We start from the raw sequence: 26,422 nt of genomic DNA, 5'->3' as shown, positions 1-26,422 counted from the left end.
CGCCACACCACTGGTTGCTCAACGTCTCTCAATCCGCCGTTTGAAAATCGAATAATCTTTGATCGAGTGACGGCCTTCGCTCAATAGTCCCCATCGATCACTTCGCGTCCGGCACGGGTGCCCAAAGCGTGCCAAATTTCGCGATTCACCGAATCGGTGATGGACGTGACGCTGCCATCGACTCGGGCGACATGCACCATCCCGATGTGGTGACTTCGGGAAGTGATGATCGCGTAGGTGGGGCTGCCGCTTTGTCCGTTTTTGCCTTCTTGCCAACTGTTGAAGTCCATTTCCTCGTACAGTTGTCCGCCGGTCTCGTAGTGCACCGCACTGTTGGGAGGCATGGCGACCGTGAACCCCGTGTGATGGACGCGACCGTCTGGCCATTCCGTATGACCGGTGTTTTTGAACTGTGCACCGCTGGCAACGATGGCTTCGGCATCCACTTGGGTCACGGGCATGGTTGTGGTCGACGGCCCGCCGTTGCGTTGATACGGCGTCCACGCTTTGACTTCGCCGGTCAACAAGGTGTTGCTGCTGCCGTCCAAGCAGTCACGGAAGTCATAGAACTGGTTGGGAGCAAACATGCCGTCACCGGCTTTCCGCGTGGTGGGATCGAAAACGAACCAGCGTCCAAAATTGAATCCATAAGTGGTGGGATAGAGCGTCGGGCGGTTGTCCGAGAAGACTCGCTCTTGGTCCGTACCAGGATCGCTGGGGCAGGCGTAAACCGGAATCTTCAGTTCATGGATGACGTCTTGGTTGTCCCAGCCCAACGACAGATCGACGTTCTCGTACACGTTGCCTTGTTCCAGGAACGGCAAGATCCGACCGTGCACTCCCCACGATCCATTATTGCCGGTCGAGTTAACGCTGAGATCAACAATCGCCGAGGGTGGAAATCGTTTGTAGGCACTTTGGTAGTTGTGGCACGCGAGTCCAATTTGCTTGAGGTTGTTGCCACACTGCATGCGGCGAGCAGCCTCGCGGGCGGCTTGAACGGCGGGAAGAAGCAGACCCACCAAGACTCCAATGATCGCGATGACGACCAGGAGTTCGACCAAAGTAAATGCAGAGCGTCGTTGGTTCATGAGTTTCGATTCTTTCGCGGGGTGCGACCGGTCCAGCGGTCGCGAGCGACGGAAATAGGATAGGACCAGGAAACGGAACAGATTGTTCGTTCGCGGTGTTTCTCGTCGACATCGGTGATTCAGAAAAGTGTGACGGCAATTGCATAGCATCCGCCGTGCCATCTCGCATTGATCGTCTAAGGCCTGCGTATCATGATCCAAACCCTCGTTTTGACTCCATTTGCCGACGGGACTTCCACCGAAGCTGGTGAAATTCCCGTCGCGAACGACGGATTAGACTGATTTCGTGACCCAATCTCCGCCATTTCGTTCGCTTCGCCTGCGTCTGCTCGCCCCCATTCTCGCCACGGCGTTGATGGCGGCGATCTTGGTTGCGGTCGCGTCGTACGAATTGGGCTCGCGACGAGCGATGAAGGATTTGCGGTCTCGATTTGACGCCATCGAATCGACGTTGTCGGACTCCAATTTCCCCCTCAATTCGATGGTGCTCGAATCACTCGCTGAGCTCACTCAAACTGAATTGATTGGCCTCACGGAAACAGGAAACGTGACCACCTCCACGGTGTCGCTGGCGACCGGGGCGAGAGAGCAGTTGTCAGTGTTGGTGTCGCGTGGTGGATCCGAAGCGGACGGCACCCCCGTCCTGTTTGCACCCGATGAAAACGCCCAGCATTATCGAGCGTGGTCCTTTGACACCGTGGAAAGTCGACTCCGGCAAGATCGTGTGGCGTCGGTTGTGGTGCTCTTTGCTGAGGAACAGGTTGAAGCCAGTCGTCGCAATGCGGCGCTGCTTCCCTTGGCAACGGGATTGTCGACGATCGTGGCGTTGAGTTCGCTGACGTTGTGGTTGACCACACGGTTGGTTCGTCGCATTGGCAAGTTGCAGCGACGAGTTGAGGCCGTGGCGGGAGGTGATTTTGATTCGCCCCTGTCCGACGACGTGTCCGACGACGTGGCGGATGAGATCGGCGTGTTAGGAGATGCCGTCGAGTCCATGGCGGATCAGCTTCAGCAGCTTTGGAAACAGATCAATCGGCAACAAAGCCAGAAATTGTTGCATCAAATTGCCGGCGGAATGGCACACCAGCTTCGCAACAGTTTGACCGGTGCGCGGATGGCCATCGAACTTCATGCTCAGGAACGCGGAATCGAAGACGACGAAGGCATCCGCGTCGCGATTCACCAAATCGAATTGTCAGAAGACTATGTTCGGCGACTGCTGTTGGTGGCGTCGGGACGGCAAGACAAGGATCGCCCGGCAAGTGTGCGGACTTGTTTGGACGATGTTCGAACCAGCCTTTCACCGATTGCCAAACACTTGCGAATCGACCTAACTTGGGAGCTGGATGAATCCTTGTCCGAATCCATGATCCAGGATGGACCGACTTGGGTGGCAGCCGTGACGAATCTGATTCACAACGCCATTCAGGTGAGCGATCACGTCACGGTGAAGGTGCGATCACCTCAGCAAGAAATGCTTCGGGTCACCGTCACGGACAATGGGCCTGGCGTTCCCGATGACATCGCCGAGAGCCTGTTCGAACCGTTTGTCACCTCCAAACCTGAAGGAATGGGATTAGGATTGCCGGTGGTGCAGCGTTCGGCGGAGTACCTTGGCGGGTCGGTTCGTTGGCGACGTGAAAACGACATGACGGTCTTTGAGCTGGACACACTGCTGCAAAACTGAAAACCAATTCATGACAGACCAACATAAAATTCTTGTCGTTGATGACGAGCCTTCGATCTGTTGGGCATTGGAGAAAATGCTCACGGGAGAAGGCCACGATGTCATCACAGGTTCCAGTGCTGAGGAAGGGCTGCGACTGGCGGCGGAAAACGAACTTTCGATGGTGATCCTTGACGTGCGTCTTCCCAAGCAAGATGGCATCTCGGCCTTGCCGCGATTTCTCGAAGTCACCGACAACGCACCGGTGATCATCATCACCGCTTTTGGGGATTTGGAAACGGCGGTCGCCGCGGTTCGCAATGGTGCGACGGACTACTTGACCAAGCCGTTCAAGCTGGAAGACGCGTTGCAGACTTGCCGAACCGCTTTGCAAAAGTCCTCTCGTCGGACGGCACCGGCCGCGACTCAACCGATGGATTTGGATCCTTCCGTGTTGGTCGGAACATCACCCGCGATGCAGCAGGTGTTTCGGCAAATTGCTTTGGTTGCGGATAGTGATTTGTCTGTGCTGATCACGGGGGAAACCGGCACCGGAAAAGAATTGGTGTCCGCCGCCATTCATCGTCACAGTCGCCGAAGCGATGGGCCGTACATCCCGATCGCGCCCGTCGCATTGAATCCGGATTTGATCGAAAGCGAGCTTTTTGGTCATGTCAAAGGTGCATTCACGGGAGCCAGTGACGACCGAGCGGGATTGTTTGAACGTGCCGAAGGCGGCACGGTGTTGCTGGATGAAATCGGTGATTTACCGCTGGGAACGCAGGTCAAATTGCTGCGTGTTTTGGAGCAAGGCCAGTATTGCCGCGTGGGCGATGTGAAGCCGCGAACGGCGAACGTTCGCATTCTCGCGGCAACCAACAGTGATCTGCACGAAGATGTCGCGAGCAACAAGTTTCGCGAAGATTTGTTTCATCGTTTGACTGGGGTGCAGATCCATCTGCCGCCGCTTCGCGATCGCTTGGAAGACGTGCTGCCGCTTTGTCGACACTTTCTAGCGTCCATGAAGTATCGCGACGTCGACACGGCATTGGACGATGAGTTGCTGGAGCAATTGAAAGCACGACCGTGGCACGGCAACATCCGCGAATTGAAGAATGCGATCGGACACGCCGCCGTGGTGGCACGCGGTCGGAAGCTGACGATCGATGATTTTCCGGAACCCAAACCCGGTCGCGAAAACGCGGGTGTCTCGCCGGTTCAGGGCGTTGAGAAAGCCATCCGAGCTTGGACGGAAAAGGCGATCGAAGAGTCACCCGACACGATGGATTTGCACAGTGATTTTCTAGCAGCAACCGAGCCGACGTTGCTTCGCACGGTGATGAAACATACCGGTGGGAACCGGGCGAAAGCGGCTGAAATGCTTGGCATCCATCGAGGCACGCTTCGCGATCGGATGCGTGCTTATCACTTGGACGATCCGTCCGCGAATTCCAATTCGTAACAGCGACCACTACGTCGCTGGTCAGCCAATCCGGCCAGCCAATCCGCTCAGCCAACGCGCCCCGCACGCAATAGGCTGAGCGGTTCCATGCGGCCGATGCGAAACGCGGGCCAAACGCTGGCCAACAAGCACAACCCAATCGTCATCGCGAATCCGAGAGACAGGTGCGACCAAGGGATGACGAAATTAGGTGGCCCGGCAAACCATCCACCGTACCGCGCCATGCCGACACCGCACCAACCTGCGATCAGCCCAAAGACCAGACTCAACACGCAGGCGGAAAGGCCGATCAAAACGGTTTCCGTGATGACCAGCCTCACCAGTTGTCCGCGGGTCACGCCAATCGATCGCATGATGCCAAATTCACGAGTCCTGGAACGAACCGATGCAATCACGGTATTCGCGATTGCGAGCGACATGATCGCGAGAGTGATCAGCGGCAAATAGCTCATGCCCCAAATCATGTCGTCGGCGCGAATCCGAATGGCTTGTCGAACCGTTTCGGTAGCGGTCAATCTGGCGTACGGACGATAGGCTTTGACGTCGCCCAACCCACTGGCGACAAAGGTTTCCCCCGAAGCCCGTTGGGCGATGGGTTGCAGGCTGGACTCCACCGAGGCCACGTCCGCGCCCGGTTGCAGGTCCATCCACAAGAACTCTGTTTTGGGAAGATGAAAATCTCGCTGCACATCGTTGCGGTTTGCAAACACCATCGTCGCGGTTCGAACAAAGTGTCGTCGCACGCCTGAAAACTTGGTGACCCAATGCCAACCGGGCAGCGAAACGATGCCGGCAACTCGATAGGTGACTTGCTCGTTTTCAGCCGTTGGTGGCGTGAAGCTCATCTCATCACCAACGTCCAGCCCCGAACTCATGTGGAAGTCTTCTGAGATCAGGCAGCTTCCGCCATCCAGCAACGCCTCCATCGCCGATTCACGGTCACCTCGGACAAAGTCGACGTCGACTAGTGGAGCATCACTGCCAAACGCGAACGACGGATCGACTCCGAACAGAACCGCGTTGTCGCGTGTGACCCGCGAAGGGGCATCCGCGTCGCCCCAGTCAAACCGGGACTGCTCGATCGCCAGCGGCATCACGCGTTGCGAATCGACACCCTCCAATTCACGGACTTGATCGATGCCCGCTTCATCGACGCCTCCCGGGTGAAAGGCCACCAGGGCATCAGGCAGCCAATCGCCCGGTGTGAAAGGCCTTAACATGGAATAGCCCCAGGTCTGGGTGGAGGCGTACAACCCCAGTCCGATGGACAGCGTCAGCGTGGCACCCGCCGTCCGCCACAGGTGAGTCGAAAGCTGCGTTTTCATCAGACGAGTGTCGATGCCCAGTGCTCGCGTGATCCATGGTCCAACGGTTTGTTCACAAAACACAATGATTGCGGGCGCCAACCCAATCATGCCGACCAGCAAGACCGGGTAGGCGAGGAAACTGAAAATCCAAGTTCGCCATTCGTCGGACATGGGCAAGGCGAATACGACGAGCGGAGTGAATGCGGACAGCAACGCACCGCCGACGGCCATGGGGACCCAGGCTCGACGCTGGGGCGGTTGGATTCGCGTCGACATGGCAGCCAATGGTTCAATTCGCGTGGCTCGCCAAGCCGGAACGAAGGCAGCGGCCAGCGAGCCGATCAGAACCGTGAACCCAGAGAGCATGACACATCCCCAGCCCAAGACGGCATCGCCGGTAAACCAGCCCGGAACGAACCAACGGCCAATCGACAGGACGCCCCATTCCGCAACCAAGCCGCCGACCCAACCGATGACCGCGAGCAACATACTTTCGATGGTGATGATGGCGGCGATTTGTTTTTTCGTCATGGCCACCGCGCGAAGCATCGCGAATTCTCGGGTTCGTTCGCTGACTCCCATGCTGAGCGTGGAGAAAATGATGAAGATGGCCGCCAGCGTTGCCATGCCCGTTGCCGCCCAAGCTTGCGAGCGTTGGCTGGAAACACTGCGCGTGGTTTCCATGCCTTCCCGAACCGTATCGAAGTCAATCAACTGCATCGGAGGGTGTCGCTCGGCCAAGCGTGACGCCCACACGTCAGCAAACTCGGACGCGTCGATGGTGTCGCGGATGGCAATCTGCAAAACGTTTGGTTGCGAAACGTAGCCGTTGATTTCGGCAGCTAGATTCGGGCGAACGTAAATGGCGTTGGCAGCGATCCCTTCGCTGAAGTTCTTGGGCATCCCCAGAACGGTTTTCGGCGAGAGGTCTTCCTTCGCGGCTGGATCGGCTCGTCGGTTTGTCGCACGTTCTCCAGGCGGTCCCTTGCTGAGCCGTTCTCCCTTTCCACCGCGTGGCGGGCCACCACGCCCACGTTGTGAAAGCGACGGGGCTTGAGGAGCTTGCTCAACAATTCCAACCACGCTTAGCCGCACATCGTTGGCAAGCGAGATGAGACGCAGCTCGTCACCCACCTTGAGTTGTTTCTCCTTTGCAACGAGTTCCCCGACGACGATCTCACGTGCTTGGTGGCTTTCGCTGAGCCATCGACCATCCACGACTTCGTAGGGTGATTCAGCGGCAGGCGTGCTGATCAACGTGGGGTCGATGGGCGGCGCACCATTGACCGGCGGTCGAGCACCAACGACGAGGCCCAGTGAAGTGGGTGCTTTGTCGGCAATCTCGCCTTCTGTCACCACGCGATGAACCGTGACGCGAGCCTGGCTAATGGGATTCACCTCCAACACGCCGGTATCGGCTTTCAATTCGTCGATCAAGTCCTGTTGAACGAAACGTGGTTCGGATCCCGGGGGACCAGATTTGGGAGCGATCAGCAAATCGTATCGGCCCAAATACTTTTTGCTGTTCTCATCGAACTGGCCAACCAAGGCATCGTATCCACTGACAACCCAAATCACCGCACAGGTGGAGGCGACGATGCCAAGCATCGTGATGAGGGCACGCCCCGGATTGAGCCGCATTTGCGAAATGACAAAGCGAGCAAGAAAGCGGAGCTGGTTCATGGACAGAGTGTTCGCAAGTGGGCGGAGGAGTGAAACGCAACCATGCGTGGACGTCATCGTGTGACGCTCAATGCAAGCTGTGGACCAACCGCCAAAACAGCGTTCAATGTTGTCTTTCTGCGGCGATCGATTCGCGAAGATCGAGTTCGGCGAAACTTTCGCGGCGGGTTTTTCACCGCCGAAGATGGTCTGCGCATCGCTGGTTCGGTTGCTCGTGCCGCGACGACGTGGATTGTTGAGAGAGGTTTACGGTGTCGGCAGAACACGCATCAATCCATCAGGAAGTGCGTGGCGCCAATGGAAGTAGCCGTGCCCACCGACAAACTCGGAGTACTGAACGTCGTAGCCCTTCGCTTCCAAACAGTTTCGGAAGTGGCGGTTGTCGGGAAGGATGTTGCTTGGCAATTCAAACGTTCCCGCTTGCAGAACAAACCGCACGGGCTGGCGTTTCGACTGCACGTATTGCCGGATCAACCAGTTGGGTTCGCTTGATTCGTTTCGTCCGAATTCGCCTCCGGGTGACCACCAATACGAGCCCGATTGGCTGAGAACGTTGCCGAATTTTTCCGGAGCTTTCAATGCGGCAAAGGACGACGCCAACCCGCCATAACTCGCACCCACAAGAACCGTTCGTTCGCGGGAGGCATGCAGCGACCGGGCATGGACGACGGGCATCAATTCGTCCGTCAGGAATCGGACAAAATCCTCGTTGCAAGGAAGTTCGATACCGCGTTGTTTGGGATCGGGGTTTGTCACAAGCACCGCCGCGGTGGGTGGGATTTTGTTGGCCGCAATCAGGTTGTCCAAGATCGTGGGAAGGCGGACATCTTCGAGATACCGGTTGCCATCAAAAACGATCAGCATTGCGTTGTCGGCGGCGTTTGGTTGGTACGACACCGGACGATAGAGGTGAACTTCGCGATCATTGTTGAGAATGTCGCTGTGCACTTGAATGGTTTGCACCGAACCCTTTAGCAAAGTGTTATTCGGCGTGGAGGCCGAGGCTTGGCTCCAGTGTGATGACGGTGCATCGGGCAAAGTCACGACGGACACGCCGTCGTAGATGTCGGTCGGATTGGCGGGTTCGTGATTCGGGTTCAGCGGGTCACGCTGGGCCGTTGCCAGAATCGCTCGCCGTCGTTGGCGATAGTCTGCATCAAAGACGGGAACATCCGGTGCCAATCGGTAGTCGATGCGAGCTTGCTTCGAGACGACATAGCTGCCGTACCAAACGTCGCTGTCGCCGAGTCGTGTCAATTCATCGTGGTCACCCGAGGGAGCTCCAAAGAGACGAACGTTCCGTTTGGCACCGCGATATAAGAACGTGACCAGCACCTCGTGTTCAGAAAGCGATCCGTCAGTGTTTTGTTCTTCGATCAGTGGCGTGCCGCCATCACGAAGTGAACGCCAAAACGCGTCGGTGGATTTGCCTCGTTGAAGATGCGATCGCAATTCCGCCAGACGTGGACTTTGCAAACTTGGTGATGGTGGCCGTTGATCCGACAGCGGAATGATTGAATCAACCGACAGAGCGTACTCGGACGAAGGCGGTCCAGAAACACTCAGCCGACAAGCCGGATCGTCCACCACAAAGTGAAATGTTTGCAGGATGCCTTCTCCCCGAGCGAGTTGCCGAATCGGTTCGCCATTGGGATTGGTCAACCAAACCAGACTGCCTGCACCACGGATGGACCCACGCACGTACGCTCCGGTGGTGGCGGATGCTGGCAAGGCAAAGTGAGTCTTAAGGGTGGCAGCAGGGATTCCAGTGGATTCGTCCGCCGGGTGTCGCGATTCATGAGGCATGCCTTCGCGGAGGACGATTGGCTTCGACTCCTCTGTGCCGGCCACTGCATTCAATGAACAAACGATCGTGAAGCCGAGCAAGCAACAAAGTGTGGCGTGACAACGAAGTGGATGGTCTGGCAGCATGACCTAGCAGCATGGAGTGGTTCACGGGGGAAGATTGTGACAACACCGGCTGATTCTGTTCGCCTGGCGGAAGGCGTCAAGCTCGATGGAATTTCATTCGGCGGCGATGGCCATTTCATCGTCGAGACGCAAGGCAAGCTCCTTCGTTGCTGCATGCTTGTTGAATCACGGGGGGAATCGACCGCGAAAAAGACGGGCGTTTTGGGAAAGCTTGGGATGAACTTCCGGCTGTGGCGAGCTTGTGGCACGACCGCTGCTTTAGGACGAGACGGCTTCGTCAGAGAACAATGCCATGGTCATTTGTCTTCACTGTTTCGTTCTCAATATCAAATTTGTTGTTGATGACTTCTTCCGAACCCGATTCGATTTCGGCTGCAAGCGTTGCATCTGTGTCAAAGACTTACCGTCAAGGAAGTCGAAGTGTGGATGCACTGCGCAATGTGTCGCTGGATGTCCCTCGAGGCCGGTTTGTTGCCGTGATGGGTGCCAGTGGCTCAGGCAAGAGCACGCTGTTGCACTTGATGAGCGGGTTGACACGCCCCAGTTCCGGCGAGGTGCAGGTCGATGGCCAAAGCATTGCGAGTTTGTCGGATCAGCAACTGACCTGTTTCCGCCGAAGCCGCATTGGTTTGGTGTTCCAGGCATTCAATTTGGTGTCGTCTCTGTCCGCCCGTGACAACATTCTGTTTCCGCTTTACGCGGCCGGTCGGTCTTTGGAAAGCGAAGATGTGCTCAGAGAACTTGCCGAGCAGCTTGGGATCGCTGATCGTCTGCACCATTTGCCCGACGCACTCAGTAGCGGCGAGCAGCAACGTGTGGCGATCGCCCGTTCCTTGATCACCGATCCCGCCATCGTTTTCGCGGATGAGCCGACGGGAAGTTTGGATTCGGCGACCGGCGAATCGATCTGCCGCCTGCTGCGAACGCTCTGTGATCAGCAAAAACGAACCATCGTGATGGTCACCCACGAACCATCCGTCGCGATCTGGGCGGACTCGGTGGTGGTGCTAAAAGATGGGGCGATCGTCGACCAATTCCCGACCCAAATCTGCGGCGACGCACAGTCCTTAGCCGCGAAATACCAAGAAATTCTGACTGGAGTGGCCGCCAAACTCGCCGAAACGGTCGGATAACCGTCAGGAACCCGCCAGGGCTCAAAATTCATATTTGAACTCGTTTTACCCCTTGATTGAGACCGGTGAAGTCAGCACTATATTGCGAATGACTCGCAGTAGCAGGTTTTTCGACGCAGCCAGCCGAGAGGTTTGAATTCCTCTAGCAAGCCACGTTCGTATTGCTCCTCGATTTCCCGGCCTTGTTTGCCGCGGCTGTCGATGGGTCGGTCCGTCCTCATGTTTGCCCTTTCGCTGGAGTAGTCGATGCTTGATTCAATGCGATTCCGCTGGCGGAATCTCTCACCCCGATTTGCGTCCTGCCTTTCGCCGCTCTGGCATCCGCGAACAACGTCCTTGTGTCGCATCGTGACTGGACTCACAAAGATCGAAAGATCCAGATGAGCTGCCATCAACCATGAACACAACTCGAGCGATGACGCATCGCTTGCAATCTCAACCACGCCGTCAATGAAAACACGTTGACGTTTGGTTCCCGCACGGTGCAGGAGCCTCTTTTTCACAACTCAGTCTTTGACCTAGCCAGCGACGGACCTTGTTCCTCAGCCAGCCAACCGTCGGAGCGAATTCGTTAATCGATACGCTACTTTTAGGAGTAACCGATGCGTTTTGCCATCCAAGCTGGCTCGCACAACACCCCCGCCCATCCCACGTTGATGGTGCCATCCCCGAAGTCGTCCGCGTCCAAGCGTGCATTCACCTTGGTCGAATTGTTGGTTGTCATCGCGATCATCGGGGTCTTGGTCGGGCTCTTGCTACCCGCCGTCCAGGCCGCTCGCGAGGCGGCTCGCTCGATGCAGTGCAGCAACAACATGAAGCAGATCGGGTTGGCCGTTCACAACTACGCATCGACCTATGCCGAAGCGTTTCCTAACAACGGTTTCAGCGGCCCGAATTATCCCAACGACTTTTCGCCGCAAGCCAAGATTCTGCCCTTTCTCGAGCAAGCTCAACTGCAGGACTTGATCGATTTCAGTATCCCTATGGGCCACCCTGCTCGGCACGATTTGCCGGTGGAACTGCGTGAGGCTGCGGCGACTCGGGTCCCCACCTATGAGTGCCCCAGCGATGTTGGTGCGGAACTGCATAGCCTGACGATGCCATCGGGTGATAGCATTCAAATTGCCGGCACCAGTTATTCGATGAACCAAGGCAGCGGCCAGGACGGTGTCTTTCACCCCGGAAATGGAACGCCTTCGGATGGGATGTGTTGGGTCAACGCCAAGCTGAAATTTCGCGACATCCTGGATGGCACCTCCAACACGATCTTGTTCGCGGAGACGACGATCGGTTCCGGAATTGACATCGCAACCGTCGACCCCAAGCCCGATCTTCGAGGTTACCGCGCGTCCGTCAGCTCCATCGCGACGACTGTTCTCGAAGCCGCTCAGCGCAGCGAATACCCACCGGTCGAAGCCGTCACGAACTCCTGGGACGGCAGCCGCAATCACTACTGGCTGCGAGGTTCGGTGCCAGACGGCGCGGTCATGAACGGCTACCTCACGCCGAACAGCCAGATTCCCGATTTGAGTTTCCGGTCCGCGAAAATCACCGGACCGCGTAGCTATCACACCGGATTGGTGAAGGTGTTGTTGGCGGACGGCAGCGTGCAAAACGTGACTGACTCCGTGAACCAAGAAATCTGGTACGCCAGTTGGACCCGAATGGGACGTGAGGTCGAGACGATTGCGTCTGATCGATAGTCCCAACAACCAACGTTTCGTATGAATCAGTCATCCGCGTCGTCCAGCAGCACGGCCACCATCCGAAAGAGCGGTTTTTCTTCCGCGATGTTGCGGATGGTGGTGCTGTGGCACTGGACCAGTTCGGCGGTTTGCTTGATTGGTATGTTGGGGTTTGCGATCACGGGAATCACGCTCAATCATGCTTCCCAGATTGAAACGGAACCCGATCGCGAATCGTTGGTTGAAACGTTGCCGGATGAATGGGTCGAGCGACTTGCCGCATCCGAGCAAACGGAACGAGCACCATTGCCTCGTGAGTTGGCGGATTGGCTGAGTCAGCGAGTCGGGAAATCCATCGGTGGACGACAGGCCGATTGGTCGGAGTTTGAAATCTATCTTTCGATGCCGGGCCCGGGTTCGGATGCTTGGTTGGCGATTGATCGCGAGACCGGTGAATTTGAATTCGAGTCCACTCAACGTGGATGGATTTCCTATGCCAATGATCTTCACAAGGGCCGCAACACGGGAGCCGCGTGGAAGTGGTTTTTGGATTTGTTTGCCATCGCGACGCTCGTGTTTTGCATCACCGGCTTGTTGTTGCTGGTGGAGCACGCACGGCGTCGCAAGATGACATGGCCGTTGGTGGGCTTAGGGCTGCTGTTGCCGTTTCTTGTCGCTGTATTGTTCATTCATTGATCGTTTCGTTTTCTTGTTGGTGTCATTCCTTATGTTGAAACGCATTTTATTGATCGTCGGCGTTGCCTTGTTCAGCGTCGGTCGTGCCAGATCCGAAGATTGGCAAGCATCCGTCGAAATTCCACGATTGAGCGTGTCGGAATATCACCGACCCTACGTCGCGATGTGGATCCAAGATGAGAAACGCAAGTGCGTTGCGAACCTTGCGGTTTGGTATCAGCAAACACGCTCCGGAGAAGGCGAAGGAACCAAGTGGTTGCCGGACCTTCGTCAATGGTGGCGACGTTCGGGACGCTCGCTTCAAATGCCGGTGGATGGGATTTCAGGTGCCACCCGTCCGGCCGGAAAACACGAACTGACGTTTGATGATCAGGACAATCGCTTCTCGGGCTTATCCGCCGGAAAGTACTCCGTTGTGGTGGAAGCGTCTCGTGAAGTGGGCGGTCGAGAACTGATCGAACTGCCATTCACCTGGCCCTCGGACAAGCCACAAAAACTGTCCGCATCCGGCAAAGAAGAGTTGGGGGAAATCACCTTCGTGATCCCCGCCACAGAATCGCTTTCGCAAAATTAAATTCACTTGAAGCTCACGACAAATCACCCCGTTCCATGAGAAAAGTTGCTATGAATCGTTTGGTCTTTTCGTTCTTGATGTTGTTGGTTGCCGTTCCGTCGACCAGTTTTGCGCACAAGGTTTGGCTGTTGCCATCGCAGACGGTGTTCTCGGGACCTGAGCCATGGTTGACCGTGGACGCTGCGGTTTCGAACGATCTGTTTTATTTCAATCACTTTCCGCTCGGGTTGGACAACCTTGTCGTCGTCGCTCCAGATGGAACGCAGGTCGAAGCGGAAAACAAATCCACCGGCAAGTATCGCAGCGTCTTTGATTTGCCTTTGACGCAGCAAGGCACCTATCGCGTGGCCGTCGTGAACAATGGTGCGTTTGCGAGCTGGGAAGAAAATGGCAAACGTCGCCGTTGGCGCGGAAGTGCTGATGCGATCGCCAGTGAAATTCCCGCGGACGCGTCGAACCTTCGAATCTCAGAAAGCGTCGGTCGCGTGGAAACGTTTGTGACCAACGGCGCACCAACAGAAGAATCGCTGCAGCCAACCGGTGTTGGCATCGAGTTGTTGCCGGTCACTCATCCTAACGATCTGTACGCGGGTGAGACCGCCACGTTCCGTTTCCTGGTCAACGGAAAGCCAGCGAAAGATTTGGAAATCAGCGTTGTTCAAGGCGGCACGCGCTATCGCAATTCGCAAGAAGAACAGCAGTTGAAGACCAATGAGAATGGTGAATTTGAAGTCGCCTTTGGTGACGCGGGAATGTACTGGATCGAAACCAGTCACCAAGACGAACAGACCAAGATCGAACGTGCTTCGTCTCGTCGCATGAGTTACGCGGGCACGCTGGAAGTTCTGCCTCAATGACGAAAGTCGTCAACGCCCTTTGCATCGCGAGTCTGATGCTCGCGGCTTGGGGATGTGCTCTGTGGACCGATGGCACGTGGTGGGTGGCTCCTCCGCGTGTCCAGCGGTGGTGGGTCGCCACGGGTGGTTCGGTGGCGTATGCCGTGTTGTGTGTTTGGTGCTTTCGTGACGTGCTGAGGAATCTGCCAACCGTTGTCGCGATTGACGGCGTTGCCGGTTCGCACGAACAAACGGATGCGGGCAAGTCGATCGGGCAACCCGCCCGACCAATCGCTCCCGTCTTGGTGGTTTACGCCAGCGAAACAGGTTTTGCCGAAGAGTTGGCACAGCAAACGGTGGATCTTTTGCAGACTTTGAATCGATCTGTTGAGCTGTTGCCGCTGGAAGAGGTGACCGAAGTAAAGTTGCAGCAAACATCCCAGGCGTTTTTTCTCGCCAGCACGGCGGGCGAAGGTGAGCCGCCGGGACATGCCTGCGAATTCCATGACACCATGATGCAGTCGGTTTGGTCGCTGTCTGGTTTGCGTTACGCCGTGCTCGCGTTGGGCGACAGCAGCTACGACGAATACTGCGCTTTCGGACGATCCGTTGACGCTTGGCTGCAGCGATGTGGTGCGGTGACCAGTTCCGATCGCATCGAGGTCGATGATGCGGATCCCATTGCATTGGCCAATTGGCAAGCCTCCGTGGAAGCAACCGTCCACGGCGAGTTGGTCGCTTCTTGATGAACGTCGAAAGCGGCCGCGATCAGCGGGGGCCGCTTTGATACCGAACCAAGTACCAACCGCGGCCGATCGGCGTGGCGAAATCCAATCGGTGCAATTCAAAGAGACCGTCGACGAAGGATTTCGGCCTGCTGCCTTCGGGGTGCCATTCTGCCCAGTCGCCACCATCGGTTCCGGTCAATTGGAGTTTGATCGAGCCATCGTCACCTCGTTCGATCGAACTGACGTAAACCGCCCGTTCAGTGACCCTCGGGGCTTGTAACAGCACCAACGTCTTGGGGCGGCCAAACGGATAAGCCATGAACGGGCCAACTTGTGAGACCTCGCCGTCTTGTTGTGGCCAGTCCGTTCGCAGAGGCGCCGCGATGGCTTCCAATTGGTCGACTCGTGCGACAAAGCGAATGCGTTTGCCCTGCCAGGCGATTGAATCCAAATGAATCAACATGCCGCACCAGGCGGCGGCCAAGGTTGTGATGGCGAGCAGTTGTGCCAACGATCGGCTCCGCATTCGCTGGTTGGATCGTGCTAGGAAGCGGACCAACAAAAGTAGCAAACTGCCGATGGCGAGTGCTGCGATGAGGACAAGAAGTGGAACACGCCAATGGTTGAGACCGACCTGCCAGGTCTGCCACGCTGACAAACGGGAAACCTTTGAAAACAAAGGATCCAACGCGGCCCAGATGGCCAATCCCAACAGCGAGATGGCCTGCGCGAGCCATAGCCACGACCACCCGGCACGACGCTGATGACGCCGTTTGGTCGTTGGGTTTGAACGAGCGTCGCTTGGTTCGCTCATTCCAGCCGTGTTCACGCAGGTGCTCATTCAGTTCCTTTGCCTCGCTATCACGGATCACCGCGATGTTGCTTTCCGGCGATCCCGTTTGTCTCAATCGCAATGGCCCAACGCCATCAAAGCGAAGCTGGTCGCGAGGTTTTTGTCATTCTCAAACCAACGCTGATTGTCATTGCTCCAAGAACCATCGTCATTTTGCCGTTCGGCCAACTCCGTGATTAGGTCGGCTTTCCAATCGTGCGTCTTGCCGTCCGCATCGACGACTTCCGTCAGTCCGGCGGCATCCAACGCGGCGGCAAAGGTGTGGTAGTAGTAATATAGACCCGCCGAACCCATGCCCGGATTCTTCTCCACGCTGTAGTGATCGGTGATCCACTGCAATGCAGCTTTCACTCGCGGGTCATCTTTCGTCAGACCGGCAAAGATCATGCTTTTCAGTCCCGTGTAGCCCATGCTGCCGTAGCTTCGAAGTCCGCCGTTGGGGGTGAAGCGTTCTTCCGAGGTGCTCGGGTCGATCTTTGTGGTGGGGATCTCGTAGTAGAAACCACCATCGTCGACCTTGTCCGCGAACTGCGTGTCGTTGAATTGGCTGTCGAGGTTTTGGCATCTGGAGATGAAGACCAAAGCACGCTGAATGGCGGGGTCGTTGGCAGGAGTCTCAACGGCACGCAGAGCCTCGACCATGTAAGCCGTGTTGGACAAGTCGGGGCGGCCGGCACCACCGTAGCCAACGCCACCGTACCAAGGGTCACTGGGGTCGCGAGCACCTTCGCCGTATTGAATGCCGGTGACAAACGCTTTGGCTCGTTGAAGCAGCGTGTTGTATTTGCCGGACGCGTTGGCTTCCGCAAAGCACACCATGGCGACGCAGGTTTCGTAGTTCTTCAGACGGCCATTTCCATAGATGCCGCCGTCCGGTTTGACATAACCTTCCAACGCGCGAAGTCCTTCGGCCACCATTGGGTCGTCGACACCCTTTCCATTGCGAAGGGCCGACGTGAGTGCCAACGCGGTCACGCCGGGACCGACGCGGTCAGAGAACGTGCCTTGATCGGATTGGCCCTCTTTGGCGAGGAAGGCCAACCCCTTGTTCACGATTTGCCGCCGCAACTCGTCGGTCTTGGAATCCTTCGATTCCGCCGTCGTGGTGGATGGGGTCTCTTGCGAGAAAAGTTGGTTGGATTGCAACGGCGAGATGGCGAGTGACGCAGCACACGCCATGACAAAAATTCGCCGGTCCCGACGGAAATTCCGACGTTCGATTCGTGGTTGGATCAAGCTCATCAGTCGCTCTTTGGTGGTGTGTGATGCGGGCAAGAAACACTGTTCACACGCAATTTCGATGCGTGTCAGCAGCGGTTTTCTACGAAGCAACGCCCGAAGCAGATTCCTCGAAAGCTTTGTTTCGCAAGCCTCATGCCGCACCGACGCAGCGTCGTGACGCCGTATTTTGCATGTGAAGAAAAAATGAAGGTTTTTTCGCGGCGGTTTCGAATCATGCCCGCAACGATGGTGTTGAAAGCCAATACAAACCCATTCGTTGCCCTGATTGAGAACACTATGTCTGTACCTTCCCGTCATCGCTCGCGAATCGTTCGGCGGTCGATCGTTCTGTCTGCTTTGACCGCCTTGGCATGCGGCCCCGGTTGTTCGCCGAATCTTCAGGCTCAACCACCCGGGGGTGGGCCAGGTGGATTTGGTGGCCAGGATCAAGAATTGGTCGACAAGTTCGATCGTGATGACAACGGCTGGTTGAATGACGAGGAACGTGTGGAAGCACGTGAGTTTCTCAAGACCAATCGCTCGGCTGAAGAAGGCCGCGGTGGCCGTCGAGGTGGTGATCGTCCTGGCCCTGGGTTCGGTGGCGGATTTGGACCTCCGCCCGGCGGTGGCGAAGACGGATTTGGCCCGGGTGGATTTGGTCCCGGCGGATTTGGTCCAGGACCTGGTGAAGGCCCGCCACCGGGAGGTCCCGGTTTTGGACCGCCCGGAGGATTCGGTCCGCCGGAAGGTGGCGGTCCACCGGAAGCCGATCGTGGCCGACGAGGTGGACCGGGACGTGGTGGCCCTCCGGGGATGAACCGAAATCGACCCGAGGCAAAACCGGGACAGCAGGTTTCCAAAGATTCGGTTCAGCCAGCCGAAGGTGATCTGTATGACACCGGTGTCGTTCGGACCTTGTTCATGGACTTCACCGTTCAGGACTGGGAAGACGAACTGGAAACCTTTCACCGGACGGACATCGAGGTTCCCGCGACGATCACGATCGACGGTGTTGCCTATCCAAATTGTGGTATCAGTTTCCGTGGTGCGAGTTCATATGGCATGGTGCCACGCGGCTACAAACGATCGTTCAACATCTCGGTCGATTTGGCGGACGACGATCAAACCATCGGTGGATACAAAACACTGAACCTGCTCAACGGTTCCAGTGATGATTCGATGATGAGCACCGTGCTCTACTCGCACATCGCCAACCAATACATCCCTGCACCGCGAGCCAACTTTGTTCGGGTGGTCGTCAACGGAGAAGATTGGGGCGTGTTCACCAACGTGGAGCAGTTCAACAAAGACTTCGTCAAGCGGAACTTCGGAAGCGGCAAGGGAGCCCGTTGGAAAGTTGCCGGCTCACCTCGCGGTGGAGGCGGGCTCGAGTACCACGGGGAAGACTTGGAACAATACCGTCACCCGTTCGAACAAAAGAAAGGTGACGATGAAGACCTGCGGCGTTTGGTCGACTTGTGCCGCGTGTTGAACGAAACACCAACGGAGCAACTGCCCGCCGCTTTGGAACCCATGGTCGACATCGACAATCTGCTTTGGTTCTTGGCGCTCGACAACGTGCTCATGAACTCGGATGGATATTGGATTCGAGCGAGTGACTACAGCATCGTGTTGGACAAGGACAACGTGTTCCACTTTGTGCCACACGATATGAACGAGGCATTCCGTGCTGCGGGAGGACCGGGAGGACCCGGCGGTCGTGGTGGCCCGGGCGGTCGCGGTGGACGTGGAGGTTTTGATCGGGGTGGTTTCGATCGGGGTGGCTTCGATCGAGGCGGATTTGCAGGACCGCAGCGTGACAACGCTCGAGGCGGTGGGCGTCCCGATGACAGCGCATCGTCGTCTCCGTTGGGCTTGGATCCATTGATTGGATTGAACGATCCGAGCAAACCGCTTCGCAGCAAAGTGTTGGCAGTGCCTGCGTACAAGGAAGCCTACTTGTCGAAGGTAAGACAAATCGCGGAAGAGTCGTTGGACTGGAAAACGATCGGACCGTTCGTTCAATCGCAAGCCTCGAAAATCGAGCCGTTGCTGAAAGTCGATACCCGTAAGCTGGGGACTTTTGAATCGTTCCAAGCGATGACTGGTGAGAGCGACGTCGCACATGAACCACAGGGACGAGGCCATGGCTCGATGAACATCAAGCAATTCGCCGACGGACGACGCGAATTTTTGCTGAAGTAGGACGTCCCTCGAATTCTCCTTTGAAGTCAAACGCCTTGGTGCTGCATCCACACGGTGCTCCATCCGCCGGCAGTGCCGAGGCGTTTGTTTGTATCAACCATCTTGCAAGCAGCGTCATGAAAGACAAGCGAATCGAACTGAAGTATCAACTGGAGCCTTGTTTGGCAGCGGATGTCAAACAGTGGGCTCGCGAACATTTGGCGGCAGATCCACATTGCGATTCAGGTGACACCTATGACGTGAACACGTTGTATCTGGATTCGCCTGACTTGGATCTCTTTCACGAGACCGGAGTGGTGGGGAAGAAGAAGTATCGCATCCGCCGCTATGGCAGCGAGTCGAAGCTTTGGCTGGAGAGCAAACGCAAAAAGAAGTGCGAAGTCAACAAGACTCGAGTGGTCGGTGATGAAACGGAAATTCGAAATCAGTTGGAGCATCGATTGAACACCGAGCGGCCATGCCGTCTGTTGTCGATCGAGGATTCATCGTCGGAAGAATGGTTTGGTGATTGGTTCATCACCAAAACGCAGTTGCATCGATTGCAGCCCACGACGCAAGTCCACTACCAACGGTTTGCTCGGATGGCGGATGCCTCGGGCCAAAACATTCGTTTGACCATCGACAGCCATCTGCACGCCAGCCCGGCTCGCGGTTGGCAGGTGGCCAGGGAAGACGACGCACATGAGCGAGCTCATCGAGTGCAGGCGACGGAGTATGAGATTTTGGAACTGAAGTTTCATCGCTACATGCCGCACGTTTTCAAAGAGCTGCTTCGAACGTTTCCGATCCCGGTGACTGGTTTCTCGAAGTACCGGGCGGCGGTGCGTTGCTGGAACTTGGATCAAGAGGTCCCGGTGTGCGAAGCTCCCACCGAATTGTCTTCGCGATCGGAGCGTTTGTTGTATGCCTGATTGGTTACCTCCGATCTCGACCCAGGTGGACGCCGATCTTTCGGTGCTGGCGCTGCGTTTGGTTCTGTCATGGTTGTGCGGTTGGTGCGTTGCGTTGATCGCGCGGATCAAGTCCGCTCCGGATTCCGGGCAGCATCTCACGCTGACGTTGGTTTTGATGAGTGTGCTGATCGCGATGGCGACACAGATCATCGGCGACAACATTGCTCGCGCCTTCAGTCTCGTGGGCGCGCTGTCGATCGTTCGCTTCCGTGCCGCGGTGTCTTCCACTCGGGACGTTGCGTTTGTACTGGCAGCCGTCGTGGTCGGCATGGCCATCGGCGCCGGTCAGTACTGGGTCGCGTTCCTTGGATTGATCACCCTGACCTGGGCGACTCAGTTCAATGGAGAGCGTCCTGCGAACAAGGCGAGCGAATCAACCACCAAGACGAAGAACCAGTGGCGGTTGACGATGAAGGTTGGTCTGCACTCGATTGGTGGATGGGAAGACGAATTGAAACGGCTGACCAAGAGCTACGAAATCGTTTCGGCTGAAACCGCTCGTCGTGGTGGATCGTTGGAGTTGGTGTATCGCTATGAACCATTGGAAGGCTCGGATGCGAGCCAACTGATTGCGGCGCTCAATGCAATTCCAACCGTTGAATCGCTGGCCACCAAGCCGCTTTGAGAACCTTGCTGCTGAGCAATTGGTTTCCGAGCGAAAGTTCAATCGGTGCGGAGCGATTCGATGGGGACCACCGCCATCTCCGCGCTGTTCAAGTTGGCCGAGCGACCTCCGTTGTTGGAGTAGCCAACATACAAATGCCCGTCATGTTCGATTGCATACGGGTAAGACAGGCTGAGTCGTTTGGCGGACTCACCCGGGGCATTGGGCTGCATGGCACGGCGAAGGACCAGCACTTTCGAAAACACGTTCTCACCTGGGCGTGAGATCGCGATGGTCAGGGGCATGCGTCTTCCACCATTCTCAGCGGCCGTTGTGCAGACCAGATAACGCTGCCCCGTGCTCAAGACTCCTGCGGCGGGTTTGGATGTCGCCATGGGAAGGTTGCTGATCTTCGATGGGGACCAAGTCCTGCCGTAATCATCGCTGGTTGCCAGCAACGCTTTCGCGTCGTCACCAAAACGTGAGACGTTGAAGACGTTCTCGCCTGATACCCACAGACTGGATTCGCCCCACATTTGATGGATGTTTTTGTCGACCGGGATTCGAACGAGGTCCCACTTTTCAAAATGGTTGCCGTGACTGATTGCGACCGCCGCCGGAAAGGCTTGGTTGCTGTCGTAACGTTTGCCGAGCAGTCCGGGCATGATCCAGTTTCCATCCTCCATCCGCACGGGTTGGTTCATCGGCCAGAACCCCTCGCCGATCACACGTCCCAATGGAGTCCATTGATCACTGTTCTCGTCGTATCGGTACGCTCGCGTGTGGATGTCTTCCATGCGTCCGTAGTAGGAACCGTGAAACGCCCAGAGCGAATTTCCTTCCGATAGAAAGACACCATGGCTGACGGCCAGATTTTCTTCTTCTCCATGATCGATGATGTGAAGTGGCCCCCAGCTCATTCCTTGATCGTCACTGATTCGGTAGTGAGCCTCTTCGGTGACCGTGTTCTCGTCGCCTTGGTTGTGACCGAAGGATGCGAACAGACGACCGCGATGAAATTGCAACGCAACACCGTGCAAAAACCGATACCCATCCACGGGTTCATTCCAAGTTTGAATGACGTGGAATTTCACATCGTCAGCCGGTGTCAAATTGCTCGCCGTCGGAAGTGCTTCGGACTCGTCCCACAATGTTTCCAGTTGCGGTGGTTCGGGAAGAGCGTGCTTCGAGGTGACGGGGCGGTAGAACTGTTTCACGTCGGCTTCGGTCAATGACTTTGGCAGCAATTGGACTTCATCAATGGCACCGACGAGGGTCTGCCGCAGGTTGCCATTGTCATTCACTCCTCCGACGGTCACGGGAGCGTTGGTGGTTGCGAGAGCGTTGATGGAAAGCTCCCCCTGTTTCTCACCATCGACGTAAAACGTGATCTCATTCGCATTCCGAACAAAGATCAGTTGGTGCCAGCTGCCTGGGCGAGCGTCGGGACCCGAGATCGTACGCCAGCCTTCTTCTCGGACGTACAGGCGGAATCGACGATCGGTATCCAGCATCAGTGTCCATTCGCGTTCACCAAGCGAATACCGATTCTTAGCGGCGATCGCCTGTTGATTTCGATTCAGCGTGTGTGGATTGACCCAGACAACCAGGGTGAAATGCTTGCTGTCAGGAAGACCGCTTGCGCCGTCAAGTTCCAAAACAGTGTTGCCATCAAACGCAGAGCAGTGCCCTTCGACACCGTCTCGATACGCAGGCGTTTTGCCAACCAAAAGCGTGTTCGGTGAGGATGAATCCATCGACCAGCGTGCCGTGTCCTCGGCGAATGTGATCGAAACGTTGCCAATGACAACCAACAACAAAGCACGGAGTGGCGTTCCAAACAGATGCATCGAGGTTTTTATCAAGCGTAACGAGCGTGGGGCAAAGAATGATCTCACGCCACAGCATCGTCGCTGTCGACACGTGGTGCAACGATTCGGGGGCAACAATCTGGGCTGTCTGGTTGGTTCAGAGGCACCACCGCGGATCGCTTCGCGTTCCGGCATCAGTCAACCGGACGAGTCATCGCGTGAAAGGTTCGCCGATCAATTCGTTCCAGATCCGTCGTTGCTGAGGCGTCAGGATCTCCATGATTTTTTCGACGGTGTATCGAGTCGCGTCGGATCGCCACATGTCACTCGGGCCGCGAAAGTCTGGACGTCCGCCGCCCATGCCGGGAAAGCCGCCTCGTTCTGACGGCGGCCCCTCGCGACCGGGCCCCTCGCGACCGGGCCCCTCGCGACCGGGCCCCTCACGACCGGGACCGTCCATGCGAAATTGCTCGAAGAAACCAAAGTCGAAACCTGGTCCGGGTTTGTCTCGCCGGTCGTCGTCTCGCCGACGTTCACGATCCCCACGTTCATGATGCATCGGGCCGCCACGGAACGGTCGTGTTTCCTGGATGATTCGGTTGATGGCGGTACGTTGTTCTCGGCTCAGGTTCAAAGCCGTGACCACCTCGGCGGATTTAAACGTGAACGGCAGGCGTCGTTGTCTTGCGATTTGACGCAAACGCTCCAGTTGAGGCGGGCTCAGTTGGTCCGTCAAATACGCATCGAAATCGCTCAGCAGCGTCGTCAGTTGTTCGCTGCTGGCGGTTTCGGATCCCGGCGTCTGGCGTGCGATGAGTTGTCGTTCGGTTTGCAGTTTTTGGATCGCTCGCGTGATCTGTTCGGCACGCTCCGAATCGATTCCAAGTTCCGCCTGCACCGGGGGCTCGGCGAGTTGCATCAACGGACCGATGTCCTCTAGCAATTGCAGTTCCTCGACCATGGATTCGACCCGCGCCGACGTGGCGGCCAATTCGGTCTTCAAGTCGGGATCGTCCGCTCGCAATTCGAGGAAGTCGCGATAGAAGGACAACGATGTTTCCAGGAAACTACGACGTAAATCCTGCATGTCACCGCGATAGGCGAGTTCGCTTTCGCTGAGTGTGCTGAAAGCATCGACGGCCGCGCGGGCCTGTTGAAAGCTTTCTTCCGCCAATTCCCTTTGGTTCGTTTCTCGGTCGAGTGCCAACTGCGTGCGTTGTTGTGCTCGCCAAACCAAGAACACGGTCACCAGCAACGCCGCTGAGGCGACAAGCAACATTCCAAAGGCGGCCGCGACCAGTCCGCTGTTTCGGCGACGCCATTTCGCAAGCCTTTCCAACGTCGTTGGTGGCTTGGCTTGGATCGGTTTGTCATCGAGCCAGCATTGCAAATCATCCGCCAGAGCTTTCATCGATGCGTAGCGTTCCGAAGGCTGCTTGGCGATCGCTTTACGAACGATGGTGTCCAGTTCCGCGGGAAGACTGGGGATGATCGAAATGGGGGAAGGTGGCTCGACTTCGATGACCGCATTGAGCAAATCGCGAAAGCCATTGCCTTGGATCGCGGGACGCAGCGTCAGCAGTTCGTACAGCGTCACACCGAAGGAATACACATCGGTGCGATGGTCCATCACCATTCGGTTTCCTGATGCCTGTTCCGGCGAGGCGTAACGCAACGTGCCCATCGGGTCGCCGGTTCGCGTCAAGTTGTTGGTGTCGGATTCGATGTGAGCCAAGCCAAAGTCGGTGACCCAAACTTTTCCCGCACGATCGATCAGCAGATTTCCCGGTTTGATATCGCGATGGATGACTCCGTATTGATGAGCATGTTCGATCGCGACGGCGGCTTCGTGGGCCATCCGCACGAGCGTTTCGTAGTGACGCCTTCGGCCGGCGGTGGTCCCGAGTGCCGTTGTGTTATTCAAACGTGTGTTTGGGCTACGAGACGAAGCAACCGCCGGTGTGTCGTCCGCTTTGGTCAACGCATGATCGCGACGCATTTCCTCAATCAGATCCGCCAGGGTTCTGCCGTCGATCAACTGCATGGCGTAGTAGTGCACACCTCGATCGCTGCCGACCGCGTATACCGGAACGATGTTGGTGTGGTGCAATGCCGCCGCGGCATGAGCCTCGTTGCGAAAACGTTGCAAACGGACTTCGTCCAAACCGCTCGCAAACGGAAGGACTTTCAGCGCAACCTTCCGTCCGAGCGAGAGCTGCACGGCTTCGTAGACAACTCCCATACCCCCGCGACCAATCTCGCCCACGATTTGAAAGTCGCCGATGGGCTTGGCTGTGAATTCGTCGTCCGGTGCAACCGCGGCGGATGCTTTGTCCGAGGAGGCACCCGCACCGTGCAACATCGCCAGTCCTTCCAAGGCGGGACGCAACTCGTCCTGGATCGATGCATGTTGTGAGAGAAAGGCTTCGATGGTCGGAGCGTTTCCTTGTTCAAGCAAACGCATGTAGTCTTTGACCGCAGCAACGACGCCATTGTCGTTGGTATCATCGAACGTGGTCATGGACGACTCCCTGTTGCGTTGTGAGCAATCGGCTCAATGCAGTGCATTCGATCACGTCATCATGGTTCGTAGTTTGGCCAATGCTCGAACCCAAAGTTTTTCTACGCTGTCGACACTCTTGCCCATGGCGTTGGCAACTTCCGCGAAGGGAAGTCCCTCGACGTGTCGTAGCACGATGACTTGTCGGTAATGTTCCGGTAGCGACTCGAGCGATGCGGCGAGCTGCAGAAAAGCTTCGTTGCGAGCAAATTGCTGGCTGGGCGAGGTCATGTCCGCCGCCAATTTGGATTGCAGAAAACCCGAAGCGTTGGCGAGCGTGGCATTGAGATGCTGTTCCATACGAGGATCCCGTTTTTGCGTGCCCAAGTACTTTCGAAGGTGCATCGCCAAGATGTTGGACAGAATTCCTCGCAACCACCCTGCGAACTCTTCGGGGGAATTGCCTCGGAACTCGCCAATGTTCCCCTGCGCCGCAATGCAAACTTCCTGTGCCAAATCCGAAGGATCGGCTTTGCCCTGCAAGTGATTGTGCAGCCCGGATCGAGCCAAAAAGACCACGAACTTGCGGTAATTTTCCAGCAGCTCACCCAAGGCGTCTTGATTGCCGCCTTGTGCTTCGGAGATCAGATTCGCGATGTGCGTCTGAGTCGAGTTTCCGGGGGGATTTTCATTCATGGTCATTGCCCGCGGGAACGCTCGGCGTGAGGTTGTGCCGCGATGCACCCGTGGATGCCAAAGGAAGAGTTGCCGCGCAAGGATGAAACCGCCGCGAAAAATCTCACTTTATCAGAGCCACCCCGAAGGAAGGATGCTCGCGGTTCATTTCGATGTGCCGTTCACGCTCGAATTTTTCGATTCCGCGTTTGCAATGTTCTGACGAGCCGCCAGCAGAATGCGGTTCAACGATTGCAAATCTTCGGCAGCGACTTCGCCCAACAAGGATCGATGCAGCGTTTGAATCGGCTCGTCCAGCTCGGACAGCAACTCGAGCCCCTGACTCGTGACCGTGACCAAGTGGACGCGGCGATCCGTGCTGGATTGCTGCTTCACAATCAGATCACGACTTTGCAACTGATCGACGACTCGCGTGATCGCGGGAGCAACCTGAATCATCCGCTGGGCGACTTCCAAACACGGCATGGGTTTGCCCTCGCCCCGCATGATCCGCATGGCATTGTATTGCGACGGAGTGAGATTGAATTCACGAAGCAAACGTGCCAATCGATTTTCCAGCAAGTCGCTGGTGCGCAGGATCGCCAGCATCGCTTCTTGTTCAAGCGATTCAAATGGACCTCTTTTCTTCAGTTCTTCTCGAAGAGAACTCATCAGCCGGGATCGATCTTAAGGGCATTCGATTGACCAAGACACTTGAGTCCCGCTCCCATGGAGTCCCCGTCAATCAAGGGGGGAAGCGGAACAGAGCCTCGTTCGGAGTTGCAGCGTCCGGATCATGATCTCAAA

20 protein-coding genes are annotated in these 26,422 nt (G+C 56.6%); 11 read left to right on the top strand and 9 right to left on the bottom strand.

Translation table 11 applies throughout. The annotated features are described in order from the left end of the window. Positions 1–80: 80 nt before the first annotated feature. Positions 81–1,091 carry a DUF1559 domain-containing protein gene (locus LOC70_RS10260; RefSeq protein WP_230253509.1) on the bottom strand — a complete coding sequence of 337 codons (1,011 nt, stop codon included), beginning with the start codon at positions 1,089–1,091 and terminating at the stop codon, positions 81–83. A 355-nt stretch (positions 1,092–1,446) separates the two neighbouring features. Between LOC70_RS10260 and LOC70_RS10255 the strand changes: the two genes are divergently transcribed. Together LOC70_RS10255 and LOC70_RS10250 are read left to right on the top strand one after the other, a co-directional pair. Continuing rightward, positions 1,447–2,778, top strand: a complete 1,332-nt coding sequence (locus LOC70_RS10255; protein ID WP_255715959.1) for a sensor histidine kinase — start codon at positions 1,447–1,449, stop codon at positions 2,776–2,778. Between the two features lie 10 nt (positions 2,779–2,788). Beyond that, the gene (locus LOC70_RS10250; protein ID WP_230253507.1) at positions 2,789–4,219 is read left to right on the top strand and encodes a sigma-54-dependent transcriptional regulator; all 1,431 of its coding nucleotides are present in this window, start codon (positions 2,789–2,791) and stop codon (positions 4,217–4,219) included. 47 nt (positions 4,220–4,266) lie between these two features. Here LOC70_RS10250 and LOC70_RS10245 read toward each other — a convergent pair whose 3' ends face one another. Continuing rightward, on the bottom strand, positions 4,267–7,209 hold the full coding sequence (locus LOC70_RS10245; protein WP_230253506.1) for an ABC transporter permease: 2,943 nt from the start codon (positions 7,207–7,209) through the stop codon (positions 4,267–4,269). Positions 7,210–7,455: 246 nt separating this feature from the next. Then, the gene (locus LOC70_RS10240) at positions 7,456–9,141 is read right to left on the bottom strand and encodes an alpha/beta hydrolase (RefSeq protein ID WP_230253505.1); all 1,686 of its coding nucleotides are present in this window, start codon (positions 9,139–9,141) and stop codon (positions 7,456–7,458) included. Positions 9,142–9,482: 341 nt separating this feature from the next. On the opposite strand from LOC70_RS10240, the gene LOC70_RS10235 reads away from it, so the two are divergent. The 6 genes from LOC70_RS10235 to LOC70_RS10210 all read left to right on the top strand — a co-directional run bounded on the left by LOC70_RS10235 (position 9,483) and on the right by LOC70_RS10210 (position 14,811). Beyond that, a complete protein-coding gene (locus LOC70_RS10235) occupies positions 9,483–10,274 on the top strand; it encodes an ABC transporter ATP-binding protein (RefSeq protein ID WP_230253504.1) in 792 nt (263 codons plus the stop codon). A gap of 656 nt (positions 10,275–10,930) precedes the next feature. After that, the gene (locus LOC70_RS10230) at positions 10,931–11,977 is read left to right on the top strand and encodes a DUF1559 domain-containing protein (RefSeq protein WP_230253652.1); all 1,047 of its coding nucleotides are present in this window, start codon (positions 10,931–10,933) and stop codon (positions 11,975–11,977) included. A 21-nt stretch (positions 11,978–11,998) separates the two neighbouring features. Continuing rightward, complete coding sequence (locus LOC70_RS10225; RefSeq protein ID WP_230253503.1) at positions 11,999–12,655, top strand: PepSY-associated TM helix domain-containing protein; 657 nt, start codon at positions 11,999–12,001, stop codon at positions 12,653–12,655. A gap of 31 nt (positions 12,656–12,686) precedes the next feature. Then, positions 12,687–13,229, top strand: coding sequence for a DUF2271 domain-containing protein (locus tag LOC70_RS10220; protein WP_230253502.1), 543 nt, complete (start codon positions 12,687–12,689; stop codon positions 13,227–13,229). A gap of 50 nt (positions 13,230–13,279) precedes the next feature. Continuing rightward, entirely contained in the window at positions 13,280–14,086 is an 807-nt protein-coding gene (locus LOC70_RS10215) for a DUF4198 domain-containing protein (protein ID WP_230253651.1), read from the top strand. Further along, positions 14,083–14,811: a flavodoxin domain-containing protein gene (locus tag LOC70_RS10210; protein ID WP_230253501.1), complete on the top strand. Its 729-nt coding sequence runs from the start codon at positions 14,083–14,085 to the stop codon at positions 14,809–14,811. Before LOC70_RS10215 ends, LOC70_RS10210 begins: the two co-directional genes overlap by 4 nt. 22 nt (positions 14,812–14,833) lie before the next feature. Here LOC70_RS10210 and LOC70_RS10205 read toward each other — a convergent pair whose 3' ends face one another. Then, positions 14,834–15,634, bottom strand: coding sequence for a hypothetical protein (locus LOC70_RS10205; protein WP_230253500.1), 801 nt, complete (start codon positions 15,632–15,634; stop codon positions 14,834–14,836). Between the two features lie 63 nt (positions 15,635–15,697). Continuing rightward, a complete protein-coding gene (locus tag LOC70_RS10200) occupies positions 15,698–16,825 on the bottom strand; it encodes a prenyltransferase/squalene oxidase repeat-containing protein (RefSeq protein ID WP_230253499.1) in 1,128 nt (375 codons plus the stop codon). A 339-nt stretch (positions 16,826–17,164) separates the two neighbouring features. Here LOC70_RS10200 and LOC70_RS10195 point away from each other — a divergent pair, with 339 nt between their 5' ends. From LOC70_RS10195 to LOC70_RS10185, 3 genes are read left to right on the top strand one after another with little or no spacing between them, the layout of a single operon-like run. After that, positions 17,165–19,072 (top strand): CotH kinase family protein, encoded by a 1,908-nt coding sequence (locus LOC70_RS10195; RefSeq protein ID WP_230253498.1) that lies wholly within the window; start codon positions 17,165–17,167, stop codon positions 19,070–19,072. A 20-nt stretch (positions 19,073–19,092) separates the two neighbouring features. After that, positions 19,093–19,983 carry a polyphosphate polymerase domain-containing protein gene (locus LOC70_RS10190; protein WP_230253497.1) on the top strand — a complete coding sequence of 297 codons (891 nt, stop codon included), beginning with the start codon at positions 19,093–19,095 and terminating at the stop codon, positions 19,981–19,983. Further along, a complete protein-coding gene (locus LOC70_RS10185) occupies positions 19,976–20,650 on the top strand; it encodes a DUF4956 domain-containing protein (protein ID WP_230253496.1) in 675 nt (224 codons plus the stop codon). The genes LOC70_RS10190 and LOC70_RS10185 overlap by 8 nt, the downstream gene beginning before the upstream one ends. A 38-nt stretch (positions 20,651–20,688) precedes the next feature. Here the strand turns inward: LOC70_RS10185 and LOC70_RS10180 are convergent, their stop codons facing one another. The 4 genes from LOC70_RS10180 to LOC70_RS10165 form a co-directional block, all read right to left on the bottom strand. Next, complete coding sequence (locus LOC70_RS10180; RefSeq protein WP_230253495.1) at positions 20,689–22,479, bottom strand: LamG-like jellyroll fold domain-containing protein; 1,791 nt, start codon at positions 22,477–22,479, stop codon at positions 20,689–20,691. 172 nt (positions 22,480–22,651) lie between these two features. Next, on the bottom strand, positions 22,652–24,961 hold the full coding sequence (locus LOC70_RS10175) for a serine/threonine protein kinase (protein WP_230253494.1): 2,310 nt from the start codon (positions 24,959–24,961) through the stop codon (positions 22,652–22,654). Positions 24,962–25,012: 51 nt separating this feature from the next. Next, positions 25,013–25,636 carry a sigma-70 family RNA polymerase sigma factor gene (locus LOC70_RS10170; protein WP_230253493.1) on the bottom strand — a complete coding sequence of 208 codons (624 nt, stop codon included), beginning with the start codon at positions 25,634–25,636 and terminating at the stop codon, positions 25,013–25,015. Between the two features lie 144 nt (positions 25,637–25,780). Then, the gene (locus LOC70_RS10165) at positions 25,781–26,287 is read right to left on the bottom strand and encodes a MarR family winged helix-turn-helix transcriptional regulator (protein WP_230253492.1); all 507 of its coding nucleotides are present in this window, start codon (positions 26,285–26,287) and stop codon (positions 25,781–25,783) included. Between the last annotated feature and the right edge of the window lie 135 nt (positions 26,288–26,422).

Origin of the sequence: Rhodopirellula halodulae, assembly GCF_020966775.1 — a bacterium.
Lineage (GTDB): Bacteria > Planctomycetota > Planctomycetia > Pirellulales > Pirellulaceae > Rhodopirellula > Rhodopirellula halodulae.
The sequence above is the reverse complement of the archived record's forward strand: the minus strand, read 5'-3'. Positions and strand labels throughout refer to the sequence as shown.

What these genes read in the sequence shown, in the direction of transcription:
- LOC70_RS10260 (WP_230253509.1), bottom strand. Translation starts at nt 1,091, where the DNA reads ATGAACCAACGACGCTCTGCATTTACTTTGGTCGAACTCCTGGTCGTC.
- LOC70_RS10235 (WP_230253504.1), top strand. Translation starts at nt 9,483, where the DNA reads ATGACTTCTTCCGAACCCGATTCGATTTCGGCTGCAAGCGTTGCATCT.
- LOC70_RS10175 (WP_230253494.1), bottom strand. Translation starts at nt 24,961, where the DNA reads ATGACCACGTTCGATGATACCAACGACAATGGCGTCGTTGCTGCGGTC.
- LOC70_RS10225 (WP_230253503.1), top strand. Translation starts at nt 11,999, where the DNA reads ATGAATCAGTCATCCGCGTCGTCCAGCAGCACGGCCACCATCCGAAAG.
- LOC70_RS10185 (WP_230253496.1), top strand. Translation starts at nt 19,976, where the DNA reads ATGCCTGATTGGTTACCTCCGATCTCGACCCAGGTGGACGCCGATCTT.
- LOC70_RS10195 (WP_230253498.1), top strand. Translation starts at nt 17,165, where the DNA reads ATGTCTGTACCTTCCCGTCATCGCTCGCGAATCGTTCGGCGGTCGATC.
- LOC70_RS10220 (WP_230253502.1), top strand. Translation starts at nt 12,687, where the DNA reads ATGTTGAAACGCATTTTATTGATCGTCGGCGTTGCCTTGTTCAGCGTC.
- LOC70_RS10230 (WP_230253652.1), top strand. Translation starts at nt 10,931, where the DNA reads ATGGTGCCATCCCCGAAGTCGTCCGCGTCCAAGCGTGCATTCACCTTG.
- LOC70_RS10255 (WP_255715959.1), top strand. Translation starts at nt 1,447, where the DNA reads ATGGCGGCGATCTTGGTTGCGGTCGCGTCGTACGAATTGGGCTCGCGA.
- LOC70_RS10200 (WP_230253499.1), bottom strand. Translation starts at nt 16,825, where the DNA reads ATGGCGTGTGCTGCGTCACTCGCCATCTCGCCGTTGCAATCCAACCAA.
- LOC70_RS10215 (WP_230253651.1), top strand. Translation starts at nt 13,280, where the DNA reads ATGAATCGTTTGGTCTTTTCGTTCTTGATGTTGTTGGTTGCCGTTCCG.
- LOC70_RS10250 (WP_230253507.1), top strand. Translation starts at nt 2,789, where the DNA reads ATGACAGACCAACATAAAATTCTTGTCGTTGATGACGAGCCTTCGATC.
- LOC70_RS10180 (WP_230253495.1), bottom strand. Translation starts at nt 22,479, where the DNA reads ATGCATCTGTTTGGAACGCCACTCCGTGCTTTGTTGTTGGTTGTCATT.
- LOC70_RS10205 (WP_230253500.1), bottom strand. Translation starts at nt 15,634, where the DNA reads ATGAGCACCTGCGTGAACACGGCTGGAATGAGCGAACCAAGCGACGCT.
- LOC70_RS10210 (WP_230253501.1), top strand. Translation starts at nt 14,083, where the DNA reads ATGACGAAAGTCGTCAACGCCCTTTGCATCGCGAGTCTGATGCTCGCG.
- LOC70_RS10240 (WP_230253505.1), bottom strand. Translation starts at nt 9,141, where the DNA reads ATGCTGCCAGACCATCCACTTCGTTGTCACGCCACACTTTGTTGCTTG.
- LOC70_RS10165 (WP_230253492.1), bottom strand. Translation starts at nt 26,287, where the DNA reads ATGAGTTCTCTTCGAGAAGAACTGAAGAAAAGAGGTCCATTTGAATCG.
- LOC70_RS10245 (WP_230253506.1), bottom strand. Translation starts at nt 7,209, where the DNA reads ATGAACCAGCTCCGCTTTCTTGCTCGCTTTGTCATTTCGCAAATGCGG.
- LOC70_RS10170 (WP_230253493.1), bottom strand. Translation starts at nt 25,636, where the DNA reads ATGAATGAAAATCCCCCCGGAAACTCGACTCAGACGCACATCGCGAAT.